The 13,607-nt window shown below is 47.1% G+C and carries 12 protein-coding genes; 3 read left to right on the top strand and 9 right to left on the bottom strand.

Features of this window, described 5'->3' with window-relative positions:
* Nucleotides 1–15 precede the first annotated feature (15 nt).
* Nucleotides 16–792 (bottom strand): AMP nucleosidase, encoded by a 777-nt coding sequence (locus DXD78_RS07430; protein ID WP_005827785.1) that lies wholly within the window; start codon nucleotides 790–792, stop codon nucleotides 16–18.
* 64 nt (nucleotides 793–856) lie between these two features.
* Here DXD78_RS07430 and DXD78_RS07435 point away from each other — a divergent pair, with 64 nt between their 5' ends.
* Complete coding sequence (locus DXD78_RS07435; RefSeq protein WP_005827787.1) at nucleotides 857–1,306, top strand: type I restriction enzyme HsdR N-terminal domain-containing protein; 450 nt, start codon at nucleotides 857–859, stop codon at nucleotides 1,304–1,306.
* Between the two features lie 30 nt (nucleotides 1,307–1,336).
* Here DXD78_RS07435 and DXD78_RS07440 read toward each other — a convergent pair whose 3' ends face one another.
* From DXD78_RS07440 to DXD78_RS07475, 8 genes are all read right to left on the bottom strand, one after another.
* Complete coding sequence (locus tag DXD78_RS07440) at nucleotides 1,337–2,227, bottom strand: CblA family class A beta-lactamase (protein WP_005827792.1); 891 nt, start codon at nucleotides 2,225–2,227, stop codon at nucleotides 1,337–1,339.
* 137 nt (nucleotides 2,228–2,364) lie between these two features.
* Nucleotides 2,365–5,478: an efflux RND transporter permease subunit gene (locus DXD78_RS07445; RefSeq protein ID WP_005827794.1), complete on the bottom strand. Its 3,114-nt coding sequence runs from the start codon at nucleotides 5,476–5,478 to the stop codon at nucleotides 2,365–2,367.
* A gap of 25 nt (nucleotides 5,479–5,503) precedes the next feature.
* Nucleotides 5,504–6,607 (bottom strand): efflux RND transporter periplasmic adaptor subunit, encoded by a 1,104-nt coding sequence (locus DXD78_RS07450; protein WP_009038381.1) that lies wholly within the window; start codon nucleotides 6,605–6,607, stop codon nucleotides 5,504–5,506.
* 25 nt (nucleotides 6,608–6,632) lie between these two features.
* Nucleotides 6,633–8,066, bottom strand: coding sequence for an efflux transporter outer membrane subunit (locus DXD78_RS07455; RefSeq protein ID WP_009038382.1), 1,434 nt, complete (start codon nucleotides 8,064–8,066; stop codon nucleotides 6,633–6,635).
* Between the two features lie 93 nt (nucleotides 8,067–8,159).
* Nucleotides 8,160–8,942, bottom strand: a complete 783-nt coding sequence (locus tag DXD78_RS07460) for a porin family protein (protein ID WP_009038383.1) — start codon at nucleotides 8,940–8,942, stop codon at nucleotides 8,160–8,162.
* Nucleotides 8,943–8,967: 25 nt separating this feature from the next.
* Nucleotides 8,968–10,122: a PCMD domain-containing protein gene (locus DXD78_RS07465; RefSeq protein WP_005837174.1), complete on the bottom strand. Its 1,155-nt coding sequence runs from the start codon at nucleotides 10,120–10,122 to the stop codon at nucleotides 8,968–8,970.
* A 145-nt stretch (nucleotides 10,123–10,267) separates the two neighbouring features.
* Nucleotides 10,268–11,107, bottom strand: a complete 840-nt coding sequence (locus DXD78_RS07470) for a zinc ribbon domain-containing protein (RefSeq protein ID WP_005827804.1) — start codon at nucleotides 11,105–11,107, stop codon at nucleotides 10,268–10,270.
* A gap of 5 nt (nucleotides 11,108–11,112) precedes the next feature.
* Nucleotides 11,113–12,207 (bottom strand): Nif3-like dinuclear metal center hexameric protein, encoded by a 1,095-nt coding sequence (locus DXD78_RS07475; RefSeq protein ID WP_005827806.1) that lies wholly within the window; start codon nucleotides 12,205–12,207, stop codon nucleotides 11,113–11,115.
* Between the two features lie 188 nt (nucleotides 12,208–12,395).
* On the opposite strand from DXD78_RS07475, the gene DXD78_RS07480 reads away from it, so the two are divergent.
* Together DXD78_RS07480 and DXD78_RS07485 are read left to right on the top strand one after the other, a co-directional pair.
* Nucleotides 12,396–13,172 carry a DUF4377 domain-containing protein gene (locus DXD78_RS07480; protein ID WP_005827810.1) on the top strand — a complete coding sequence of 259 codons (777 nt, stop codon included), beginning with the start codon at nucleotides 12,396–12,398 and terminating at the stop codon, nucleotides 13,170–13,172.
* 24 nt (nucleotides 13,173–13,196) lie between these two features.
* Nucleotides 13,197–13,607: a DUF4891 domain-containing protein gene (locus tag DXD78_RS07485; protein WP_009038384.1), complete on the top strand. Its 411-nt coding sequence runs from the start codon at nucleotides 13,197–13,199 to the stop codon at nucleotides 13,605–13,607.

Consider the following 13,607-nt stretch of genomic DNA (forward strand, 5'->3'; position numbering starts at 1 on the left):
ATGTCCCGTAACGGATTACCAGTCGAACTTCAAGTGTTTTACGGTTTTCTTTTCATCAATAATCATGCGCAAGGATGCGATGCCGATTTCAACATGCTCCTTTACATAATTCTGGGTCACCAGATTGTCGCTTTTATCGGTTTTTACACCTTCCGGAATCATCGGTTGGTCTGAAACCAGCAGAAGAGCTCCCGTGGGAATATGATTGGCAAAACCGCAGCTGAATAGGGTTGCCGTTTCCATATCGACAGCCATGGCACGGGTTTTCTTCAGATATTCTTTGAATTCCTCGTCATGTTCCCAAATGCGGCGGTTGGTGGTGTATACGGTACCGGTCCAGTAGTCACGGGCATAATCGCGGATGGCAGAAGAAACGGCACGTTGCAGCATAAATGCCGGGAGTGACGGGACTTCAGGTGGGAAGTAGTCGTTGGAGGTACCCTCGCCACGGATGGCGGCAATGGGAAGGATGAGGTCCCCTATTCTATTTTTCTTGTCTATACCGCCGCACTTACCCAGAAACAGACATGCCTTGGGCTTGATAGCACTCAGCAAGTCCATGATAATGGCGGCATTAGGACTTCCCATACCAAAATTAATGATGGTCATTCCTTCTGCACTGGCAGATATCATGTTGGCATCTTTACCGAGAATGGGAACATTGAACTTTTCTGCGAAAATCTCTACGTACTTGTTGAAGTTGGTCAACAGAATGTACTCTCCAAAATCCTCCAGGTTACGCTTTGTGTAACGGGGCAGCCAATTGGCTACGATTTCTTCTTTTGTTTTCATAAGATTTCATTAAATTTGTGTTCCCAAAAGACGGGAACCATTATTTAACTTACAAATGTAGTAAATGTTATCGTTAAACCTACCAGCATTCGATGCTAAAATTGCCGCAAGGAACGGAAAAAATGTTATTTTCGATGTAATCCGTCGTCGTTATGTCGCCTTGACCCCTGAAGAATGGGTGCGGCAGCACTTCGTCCACTTTCTTCTTGCTCACAAGGGGTATCCGCAGGCGCTTATGGCAAATGAGGTGCAGGTACAGCTGAACGGTACAAAGAAACGCTGTGATACAGTGCTCTATCGACGCGACCTTACCGCCCGGATGATTGTGGAATACAAGGCGCCTGAAATAGAAATCACCCAAAAGGTTTTCGACCAGATTACCCGCTACAACATGGTGCTGAAAGTGGATTATCTGATTGTCAGCAACGGGCTTCAGCATTATTGTTGCCGCATAGATTACGAGCACAACAGCTATACTTTTCTGCAGGATATACCCGAGTATCAAAACTTATAGGAGGAGCTACCAATAGCCCCCTTGCCTCTCTCATCTCATCGCATCATATACCATGCGTGATATGCGGGCGATGATGTTCGCATTGTCCTCATCCGTCTCGTATGAGTCCATGACGAAGGCGGCAATGTAGTATTTCCGGCCGTCGGGAAGGATAACGAGGCCGGCATCATTATCTGCAGTTTTCATACCGTCGGCATTGCGGTCGGAAGAGCCGGTCTTGTGTCCTACTACGGTTTTGGCTGGCAACATACCTTTCAGTTTGTTGGCACCGGTTTCAGTATCTATCATGGTCTGCCACAAGAAGTCTTTCAGCTCCTTGTTGGAGAACAACTCTTTTTCATCAGCCGTTCTCAGTAGTCGGACCATAGCGGAAGGAGTACTCCAGTTGCGGTATACAGCCTCGAAGCTGGAGTGCATGCCGTCTTCTGTTTCCGAGAGGTTGAAGGAGTCGATACTCAACCGGTGGATATAGTCATTGATATGTTTGATGCCTCCTGCATATTCTATCAAGATGTCGCAGGCATTGTTGTCGCTTTGGGAAATGCTGTATTGCATCAGTTCCCTAAGCGTAATCGTGAAATCCTGGTCGGGAAACTTCTTCCGCAGGGGGCTGTAGGTATTGGGCGGCATTTGGGATGCCTTTATGGAAACAATGCTGTCCAGACTGATGCTTTGCTTATCCATCTTGTCCAGTACGGCCAGTGCCACATGGAATTTGAATACACTGAGCAAGGGGAAGTGTACATGGTCGTTATACCGGAGCATGTCTCCTTTGTCTGTCCATACGGCTATACCAACGGTGGCTTTCTTGCCATTGAGCAGACTGTCAATCCGGTTTTCAAGTTCAGACATTTGCTGCGCCCGGACGACGGTAGCTATACAAGTGAATAAGGTAAGTATGGCGATGAAATATGCTTTCATAACTTCAATTTCTTTAAGAGGCAATTCGCACGCAAAGATACAACTTTTAGCAGCAAGTTGCTAAAATGAGTTATGGATTATGAGCTATAAGTGTGATAGCCTATAACCCATAATCCATAACTTGTAGCTCATCCTCCCTATTGTTTCTTACTGAACTTCTCCTGCAACTTCTGCATCAATTCGTAGAAATTAGGAATATAGACCGTGGCAAGCAAGGTATTCAGTGCCATACCGAACACTACGGCGGCTCCCAGTGCAATACGGCTTCCCGCCCCTGCTCCGGTTGCAAAAAGCAGCGGCATAACCCCGAATACGAATGCAAGCGATGTCATCAGAATAGGTCGCAGGCGGATATGTCCGGCCTGGAATGCCGCATCGCGGATTGAATTGCCTTGTGCACGAAAGTCACGTGCAAACTCCACAATCAGAATACCGTTTTTGGCAGACAAGGCGACAAGCAGAATGATTCCAATTTGTGTGTAGATGCTGACCGGAGTCCCCATGACATAGCATCCCAGCATGGCACCGAGCAGTGCAACCGGAAGTCCCATTACGGCAGCTACCGGACTGGTCCAGCTTTCGTATTGTGCGGCGAGTACAAGGAAGGCAACCAGCAGTGCCATGACGAATACGACAGTCGTCGTGGTTCCCGCCTGCGTCTCCTGATAGGCTACCGAAGTCCATTCATAGCCGAACTCGTCTCCGAGATGCTCTTTGATTAGACTTTCCATTTGCCGGATACCCTCTCCCGAACTACTGCCCGGAGCCACATTGCAGGTCACGGCTGCTGTGGAGTACATGTTATATCTGTTTATCTGGTCCATGCCTAACTGCTCTTCCACCCGGGTGAAGGAAGAGAAAGGTACCATTTCTCCCGATGCATTGGGAACGCTCAATTTCAGAACATCGTCGATGACACGCTGGGCACGGTCGCCCGCCCCCAATTTCACTTGGTAGATGTGTCCGAACTGTACATAGTCGTTGACGTAGGCCTCCCCCATATAGTAACCCAAGGCGGTGAATACACTGTTCAGCGGGATACCCATCAACTGTACCTTGTCGCGGTCTATATTCAAAAAATATTGCGGTACATTGGCTTGGTACTGGCTGCTGACCGATGCCAGTGCCGGATAATTGCGGTAATGCTCCATCAAGGTCTCTACAGCACGCTGCATCTCGGTGGCGCCGAGGTTGTGGCGGTCTTCCAATTGGAGTTGCAGGCCTCCGGTAGCTCCCAGTCCGGGGATGGCAGGCGGGACCATGGCAAATATCTCTGCTTCCTGGATGCCATATACTTCCATATTGAAGCGCTGTACTACGGCTTCAGCCGTATGTTCCTTTCCCTTGCGTTCATTCCAGTTTTTCAGTACGATGAAGTAAGTGGCCGCATTGCTTTGCTCTCCACCTCCCATCACGGAGAAGCCGGATATGCCGATGTAGTCCTTTATTTCGGGGTAAGAATCGAGAATCTTATTTATCTGCTTTCCTACGGCTTGGGTGCGCTCCAGGCTCGATGCAGGGGGAAGCTGTACCACTGCGAGGAAATAGCCGTCATCTTCTTCCGGAACAAATGTGGACGGCCATTTGACAAACAGCAGGACAGCAATCAATGTGAAAACCGCATATGAAACGATGGAAGCGACAGGGCGTTGGAGCAGGTACTCCACTATCCGGTCGTAGACTCCTTGTGTCTTGTCGTACAGATGGTTGAACCCCCGATATAGGGGATTTTTGGAAGGCCGGGTAGGTTGCAGCATCAAGGCACAGAGTGCCGGAGTAAGGGTCAATGAGTTGAATCCGCTAAGTACGGTGCTGGCTGCAATGGTCAAGGCAAACTGTTTATACAGTTGTCCTGATATGCCGCTGACGAGTGTTGTCGGGATAAATACGGCAAGCAGCACCAGCACTACCCCGACAATGGGGCCGGTAATCTCTCCCATCGCTTCGGTCACAGCCTGGCGGGAGGTGTAGCGCCCCGTGTCCAGCAGACGCGTGGAGTTCTCCACCACCACAATGGCATCATCTACCACGATGGCCACGGCAAGTATCAGTCCGAATAGTGTCAGCGTATTGATGGAGAAGCCGAACAAGGACATGACGGCCAGTGTGCCGATGAGTGATACCGGAATAGTGATGCAGGGAATGACGACCGCCCGCCAGTTCTGCAGGAACAGGAAGATGACGAGAACTACCAGCAGGGTTGTTTCAAGGAACGTCACCATCACTTCGTCTATGGAAGCATGAATGACATCCGTAGTGTCCAGGGTTACATTGTATTGTATGCCTGCAGGGAAATTTTGCGAGAGTTCCTGCATTTTTGCCTTTACTCCTTTGGAAACGTCCAGCGAGTTGCTGCCAGGTTGCTGATAGATAGCGATGGCAGCGGTGGGTTTCCCGTCCAGTTGGGATACTACGCTGTAAGAGGCCGAGCCCAGGTCGATATGCGCCACGTCGCGCAGACGGAGTATCTTCCCTCCGGTTTCGGTACGCAGGATAATGTTGCCGAACTCTTCGGGTGAGGTAAGGCGCCCTTTTACGGTCAGGCTGTATTGATAGGCATTTTTATTGTCTGTGCCGATGGGTTGCCCTACGTTACCTGCGCTGACCTCCACATTCTGTGATTGGATAGCTTGGTATACATCGGCCGGCGAAAGATAGCGGATGCGCATGGCGGCAGGGTCGAGCCAGATACGCATGGAGTAGTCCCCTGCTCCCATCACATTGACGGCGCCTACACCGGGCACGCGTGTTAACTGGTCTACGAGATTCAGCTTGGCATAGTTGCTGAGGTAAAGTCCGTCGTAGTCTTTGCTGTCCGACGTCATCGTGAGGAACATCACGATGTTCGATGACTGTTTCTGCACAGTGACGCCTTGCACCACAACGGGAGTAGGCAGTGACGACTGGGCCACGCTTACCCGGTTCTGGACCTGCACGGTAGCCATATCAATGTCTGTGCCTACGGCAAAAGTAATGGTAAGAGAGTAAGCGCCCGATGAGCTGGAGTTGGAGGACATGTAAAGCATTCCGTCCACTCCGTTGACTTGCTGCTCGATGGGGATGCCGACGGTTTGTGCCACCGTCTGCGCATTGGCTCCGGGATATACGGCACTGACCTGCACGGTGGGTGGTGTGATGTCCGGATATTGGGCAATGGGCAGGATGCCCAGTGTGACCAGTCCTGCTACGACGATGAGCAGCGCCAATACGGTAGCAAAGATAGGACGGTCTATGAAGAATTTTGAAAACATAGGCTTTGGTATTAATCAATTCATATTAGTTGTCAATGGGATGTACTTTCATTCCATCCCTTACCTTCATCAGTGCTTTGGTGACGTAGCGCTCCCGGGGAGTGATGCCTGCCCTTATCTGGCGCAGGCTGTCCCCTATCAGTTGTCCGGTTTCTATATGGCGGTAGCGCACTATATTCGAATCGTTGACTACGTATATGTATTTCCCCAACTGGTCGGTACCGATGGAGGCGTCCGGCAGCAGGATGGCCTGCTGTTGCTCTCCGTAGGGCAAGGTGATGCTGACGTAGAGGCCGCTTTTCAACAGTCCTTTAGGGTTGTCGAGACGGGCGCGGATGTTCAAAGTTCCGGTGTTCAAGTCTACGTTGGGCGAAAGATAGTCCAGCTGTGCGGGATAAGTGAGGAGTTCGTCTTTACCCAGGCTGACACTCACTTGCCGGGGGATACTGTCTCCCTGCTGCATCAGCATGGAGAGCCATTGGTTGTCTGCCACATTGAAGTAGGTGTACAAATGGTCGTCTTTGTAGATGGTTGCCAATGTGACGGGCTGCACGCTGCCGCCTACATAGCCTCCGGCATCCACCAGGTTACGGCTTACGGTGCCGTCGAAGGGAGCACGTACGGTGCAGTAGCTCAGATTGGTGCGTGCTGTGTTCAGGGCTGCTTCCGCATTGCTCACTGCAGCCTGCGAAGTTGCCACGTTGGATTGTGCTTGTAGCACTTGTATACGGCTTACAGCATCGCTTTTCACGGCTTCCTGCATACGTGTGTAGTTGTTTTGGGCGTATTCCAGGTTGGCGCGGGCAGTGTTGAGTTCTGCTTCTGCCTGCCGCACATTGTCTTGATAGACTGTCGGTTCGATGACAAAAAGTACTTGTCCCTGGCGTACCCGGCTGCCGGGAGCGTAAGCGATGGTCTGTAAGGTTCCGCTGACTCTGCCTACCAGGTCTACGGTCTTTTCAGAAGTCAGGTAGCCCGGATATTCTTTCGTCAGCGTAATGTTCTGCACTGTCGGACGGGTCACGCTTATCTCGGGAACGGGCATCGTTTGTGCCGTTTCTTTCCTTCCCTCGCATCCCGTTGCCAGCAATGGCAGGATGAGCAGGGTGATGTACATTTGATTTTTCATATACGGTTCGGTTTAGTTTATATTCTTATTTCTGATTCATTTCATATCCACCTCCCAATGCCTGGTATAAGGCTATCAGATGCAGCAAGGAGCTGCCTTGTGCCTGCACCAGCTGATTTTCGTATGTCAGGAGTGAGCGTAGTGCGTCCAGTACGTTCTGGAAGGGAGTAAGTCCTTGTTTGTACAAATCGAGGGAGAGTTTCAGAGTTTCTTCTCCCTGGTTGCATACTTCGCGCATGGCAACAATCTGTTGGATGGAGTTGCGATAGGAGTTCATGGCATTATCCGTTTCCTGCACGGCGGTAAGCACTGTCTGGTTGAACTGGTGAATGGATTCATCGAGCTGGGCACGTGCCAGACGGGTGGCATTCACCTGTTTGGTACCGCTGAATAAGGTCCAGCTGATGCTTGGAGCAATTTCAAACGTCATACTGTTCCGTTTAGTCAAGTCCTTCAAGTCATGGGAGGAATAGCCGATGGAACCTTTTAGGAACACTTGCGGCAGCCAGTCACTTTGAGATGCGCCGAGTGTTGCCGCCTGCGCGTTGACTTGGCGTTCGGCTTGCCGTATATCGGGGCGGCGGAGCAGCAGGTCGGCAGGAACACCGATGCCTATGGGTTCCATATAGTCGGGCAGTTTGCCGGGCTTCTCCAATATGGGGCGGATATGTTGGGGGTAAGTACCGAGTAAGATTGCGAGCGTCGTGATGTATTGGTTGATGCCTGCCTCCAGTTGTGGGATGGAGGCTTTGGTACTGTAATATACGGATTTGGCTTGTGAAACGTCCAGTTTGGACACCAGTCCGGTTTTGTAGCGTACTTCGGTAATGTTAAGTACGGCTGCCTGGGTATGGCAATTGTGGGTCACTACACTTAGCTCTTGCTGCAGTTCGCGGAGTCCGATGTAGGCAGAAGCTATCTGGGCACAGAGGGATACCATGACAGAGGTATATTCCTCCTTGCTTGCCATGAAGGTTTCCCGCTGTGCCTTTACCCGTTGGCGGATACTTCCGAATACGTCCAGCTCCCAACTGGCGTTGAGCGAGGCGCTGTATGCACCGGTAATGGATTGCGGAAGTGCGTTGACATTGCCGCTGCTTTGCTGCCGTGCCCATCCTCCGTCCAATGAGATGGAAGGGAAAAAGCTGCCGCGTTCTATCCGCAGGTTGGATTTAGCCATATCCATACGGGCCATGGCAGAAAGTACGGAATAGTTTTGAGTGGAGGCTACCGTAATCAATGAATCCAGCATCGGGTCATCGAAGGCTTTCCACCACTTGTCGTCAATGGGTGGTATCTGTCCGCTGAACAGATTGTCATCTCCGGGAATGGCATGGGAGGCGTCCTTTCCCCAGCCTTGTGGGAGTGGTTTCTCAAGATAGCGGTTAGCTTTCTGTGCCATAGCCGCAGGACATAGGCATAATATGAGCAACGCAGTGCTCCAAACTTTTATATTCATAAATAAAGGTTTAGGTGGTTATCTTTTTATGGGATTGATAACAACCTAAACCTTTATTTGTTTATGAGTATTTACTCGGTATACCCGAGTATCTTAGAAGGCATACCCGAAACCCACATTCAAGTAGATGGGATACATGGCAAAGGTAATTGTATTGAAATCTTTCTTGAAAATATCATTCAATCCCCATGTAAGGTCGGCAAATACACTCAGATGTTTGAAGGCACGCCAGTCTACACCAGCTTGCACGCCCCAGGCAAACTTGCGCAAGTCATCCGAAAAGTCGTAAGTGGCAATGGCACCGTCGGAGAAGTTTACCTTTTCTCCGGTGGAGTCTCCTTCACGCAAATAGCCTTCATATACATGTCCGGAGAATTCCTCATCCATCAGATATGAGACATATATACCTGCTTTGGCCCGCAATCGTGAGTTGATTTTATATGCACCCAGCACGGGGACGGTGATGTAGGCATTGCGTACTTTAGTTTTTACTCCCCCAGTCCAGTTGCCTTTCAAACGGTTACCGTCATTTCCTATGATTTCCATGCCATAGTTCTTTACTGTCGCTTTGGTAATCATATTTTTGGTTTCCAGTCTTACACCGGTTATTACACCCCATTTTTTTGTTTTGCCCAACCATTTGATGGCATTTCCTTCCAGCATAAAGGCTAAGGTAGGATTATAGGCATCGATACTTCGTATTTCTACGGGTAATAGAAGCGGAGAAGTGCCGCCGATACTGACACCGGCCCTTATTTCATATTCCCAACCGTGTAGAGCGGCGTTTATAAGCGTACGGTTCTGGTTTTCTTGAGCGTATAAGGCAGTCTGCATACATCCCACCAGTACGATAAATGCTAATATTTTCTTTATCATGTTGTATTCCAATTCTATATGATTCTTATTCGTAAATCAGTTCCACTTCGTCTATAAGTAAAGTGCTTCCTGGAGCACCCTCAAAAGTGGCACCATCCTTGCTTGAGGCAAATATGATGCCTATCTTATATTCTCCTTTAGCCAGTCTGGCTTCGTCAATCTTCTTTCCGTACCGTTGGTAGTCGAAAGGTATATCAAAGAATTTCCATTCGTCTCCTTCTGTTTCTTGCGGATTGGAAACTAAAGCAAGAGCCACCATGCTGGAGTGTTCGTAGTTTTGATTCGGCAGATTTCCATCCAGTGTTACATCTGTCCCCTTTCCTGCACTGTCATATTTTACTCCATCATAAAATATTGCATAGATATTGAATATATCTTTTCGGGAGGTATATTCGCCATTTTCATAAAATTGTTCTCCGGCCTTATACTTATAGTATCCAGTCAGTCGTAAAGGTTTATTGTAGAAAGGAGTACCGAAGCGCGTAGCACTAAGCGGATTGGTAATAGCATTCAGCATGTCGAAACTGCCGATAAACAGATTACCGGCGGCGATGGGCATACCTACCATGTTACCTAAGTCGCCAGTGAGGCGTGTTTCCAATTTCACACATTTTCCAGTTTTGCCATTGTCTATTTGGGTAGTAGGATAATCTTCTGTTGCGGCTTCACTCATAGCCCATTTGAATCCCTTATTACCACTTGCCCATGTCAATTCGTTACCGGAATCTTGCTCTTCGTAGAATTCCTGCCATACATTTTGCATGATTCTTACCTTTTCAAAGTGGTATGTGGTCGGAATGTTACTTGCCTTTTGTTCTCTGGCAGTAATGGCGTAGACACGATGCCAGGCCTTGTCTTCCGAAGTGACTGTATATCGTACTGGAGTCGTGAAGTTCTGAACACTCCCACTGGCAGGACTGATGGTAGCTCCCGGAGTCAATTCAAATATGGGGGCCAGACTTGTCATGTCCGTACCTTCTTTCACACTGATCCGTATTGGGTAGGCGTTCTGGCTTTCGTCGTACGACGGGTTCAGATCAATGTATGAATTTGCCAGTACATCTTCTTCAAAAGAGATGCCTGTTATATCAGCTTCAGCATTGGGTGCTTCATCTTTTATGCACGATGCCATCAATATTCCGAAAAGTGAATAGAGTATGAATAATTTGTTTAGTCTCATGCTTTTTAATTTAATTCTATTAATTTTTCAAGCAACAAAACTACTTCTTTTTTCTCTAATAGCAGGTTTTTATGAGCTTATTTAACAAAAAAACGGCAATAGGTGCTTTACTATTGCCGTTTTATATATAGAAAATGTTCTATTTTTAATTATCTGAGCCGATATGTACGATTTTTCTTTTGGCTCTTACTGGCTTTTCCTTTACAACTTCCACTTTCTGTTCGGGAGTTATACCTGCTAATTCCGGGTCAATCATGATACGGCCACAATATTCGCAAACGATAATTTTCTTGCGTGAGCGGATGTCCAATTGTCTCTGGGGCGGAATCTTGTTGAAGCAACCACCGCAAGCATCACGCTGTACGTATACAATACCCAGTCCATTGCGTGAATTCTTACGGATACGTTTGAAGGACTGAAGCAGACGGGGTTCAATCTTTGTTTCCAGTTCTTTGGCTTTGTCTCTCAGCTTCTCTTCCTCTTGCTTGGTCTCGGAGATGATTTCGTCCAGTTCGCTCTTCTTTACGTCGAGGTCTTTTTGTCTTTCTTCCAGAGCAGCAGTGCTTTCTGCTACTTCCTGAGATTTTTCTTCCTCTTGTGCGGCAAATTCCTTGATACGCTTTTCGCAGAGTTCGATTTCCAATGTCTGGAATTCGATTTCCTTGCTTAAGAAGTCATATTCGCGGTTGTTGCGTACGTTGTCCTGCTGGTCTTTATATTTAGCTACAGAAGCCTTTGCGGTTTCAATTTCAACTTTCTTTCCTGCAATGGAGGATTTCAACTCGGCAACTTCTGCCTTGATTCTGTCTATACGGGTACTCAGACCGGCTATTTCGTCTTCCAAGTCCTGTACTTCCAGTGGAAGTTCACCTCTCAACGTCTTGATTTCATCGATTTTGGACAGCATTGTCTGCAATTGGAACAAAGCTTTCAACTTCTGTTCTACGGTTAATTCCTGAGGATCTTTTTTTGCTTCTTTAGCCATTTTACTTACATGTATTTTATGGGGTTTGTATTCACTTTGGTCATCTGAACCTCAAAATGAGGAAACAAATCCCGGATTATTGTATAAAATATTTCTTTCGTATATTGCTCACTTTCATAATGCCCTATTTCAGCCAATAATATATCGGTATCATGTCCGAAATAGTCATGGTATTTTATCTCGCCGGTGATAAAGACATCTGCACGGTTGCGGATGGCAAGCGGCATTAGGAAAGCGCCGGCGCCGCCACATAATGCAACAGTCTGTATTTCCCGCCCGAGGAGTTTGTTATGTCTGAGACACCCTACTTCGAAGGTTTTCTTTATCCGTTTCAGGAATTCAAGTTCTGTCTCCGGTACTTCCAATTCGCCAATGACACCGGCTCCGGCTTGTGGCCATGAGTTTTGCAAGGGATAAATATCATAGACCGGTTCTTCATATGGATGTGCCGCAAGCAGTGCCTTGACAGTTGCCGCTTTTTTGTAGGCGGGTATGATTGTCTCAATACGTACTTCACGTTCGGTATGCAGCTCCCCTATCGCTCCACAGTATGGGGTGGCACCTTCCCGGGCTCGGAATGTCCCCTCGCCTTCCATGTTATAACTGCACAAATCATAGTTGCCGATATTGCCGCATCCAGCGTCGAACAAGGCTTTCCTCACGTCTTCCGCTTGGGCGGTCGGTACAAATGTGGTCAGCTTTACCAGCGCATTTTCCTTGGCTTCCAGGATACGGACATTCTTCAAACCGATTTTCTCGGCAATCTTGAAGTTCACTCCTCCCGGTGCATTATCCAGGTTAGTGTGCGCAGCATAAACAACGATGTCATTCTTGATGGCTTTCAAGATACAACGTTCCACATAATCCCTGCCCGTGATGGATTTATACCCTTTGAAAATGAGAGGGTGATGTGATATAACCACATTATATCCCAATGCAATGGCTTCATCCAGTACAGCTTCAGTAACGTCAAGACACAACAAAGCCCCTGTTGCTTCCGCATCTGTCAATCCGATTTGCAGGCCGGCATTATCAAATCCGTCTTGCAATGGCAGAGGCGCGAACCGTTCAAGGGCGCTTACTAATTCCTTAATTTTCATTGTGAACAGAAAATTTGGTTGCAAATATAGTAAAAAGCAATGGATTGAGAATGTTTTTTATTCTTTTTATAAAATATCAGTAACAAATTTGAGTAATAGACGGTTTTCTTCCAACAAAAACTCTTATCGAAAAATGTTTTATCACGAAAAAGACTATCTTTGCGAGCGATTATTATAAAACTAAATCTATGAAAACTAAAAAACTATTCGGAATTTTATCGCTCTTGATTATAATTGGTGTGACCTCTTGTAACAGTGATACTCCACAAGACAATGTAGAAAACATTAAAATGAAGGTCTCTTCCGAGATTGGCACTTACCAGCCTTGGGGAAGTGATCATTTCATTGATTGTATGTTGGTAAAGGAGGAAGGTAAAAATGAATATGAAGCGTTGGACTTTTTAGGAATTGCCGGGTTTGATTATAGCAAGGGGTATGAATACACCTTATTGGTGAAAAAAACAACTTTGCTCAACCCTCCCGCCGATGCCAGTAATATTGCATACGAACTGGTCGAGGTGTTATCAAAAGTCGGAGTAGAATATGAATATACAATAGAGGTTGATGGACCCAATCCTTTTATTCTTTCTCCTGATGGAGGAAAATATGAGATTCCTTTTGCATGCAAAAGAAAAAAATATGTAGCAGGCGAGTTTACTGAAGAAGAATATGCTCCTTTAAAAGGATTGAGATATAATATGGGGACCAATTATGGAACCTATACAAGCATTATAAAAGATGGTGATACAGTTGGATTATATAAGTTTGTAATCGAGGGTATTGAGCCTTATAATATGGAAGGAACTCCCTGGTGGTATTATGGTATTTATCCTGCTGATGCAGATTTTTTCTCTGAAACAGAGCCGGAACCTATCTACAAACAATTGTTTGAACAACCGCAAACGGAAGGTGAAGAACATTTTATATATCCGATAATATATGCTTCATCGGGTACGTTTGATTAGTTGGACACATTAATCTCCTTTATTATGAAAACATTACTTGTTTTGTTTCTTTTCCTTTTATCGTTATTGTCTTGTCAGGATACGAACCGTTCCGGTAAAGATGTATCTGAGGATATGGAGGAGCCGGTAGATACTACTCCCAAGGCTACGGCTATCTTTTGGGTAGACAAGGATAAAGATTATCAGGCTAAGAAAAAAGACGGTCCTCTTTCTCTACGCACCGTCAAGGCAAGGGTAGAGATTGATTCGCTGGGAAAAGTTAATCTGCTGGCATATACCAAGCCGCAAAGTCAACGCATCAAAAGTTACCTGCAGTATAGGCTTGAAGAATTCCGTGTAAAGAAAGTGATGTTGGACAGCGGCTTTGTGAAACCGGGCGTACAATATGTGCAGCTACGCTATCTCCCCGGAAAACTGGATGCCCACCACCGTTGA

This window comes from Bacteroides sp. D20 (genome assembly GCF_003436255.1).
In the GTDB taxonomy this organism is placed as follows: Bacteria; Bacteroidota; Bacteroidia; order Bacteroidales; family Bacteroidaceae; genus Bacteroides; species Bacteroides uniformis.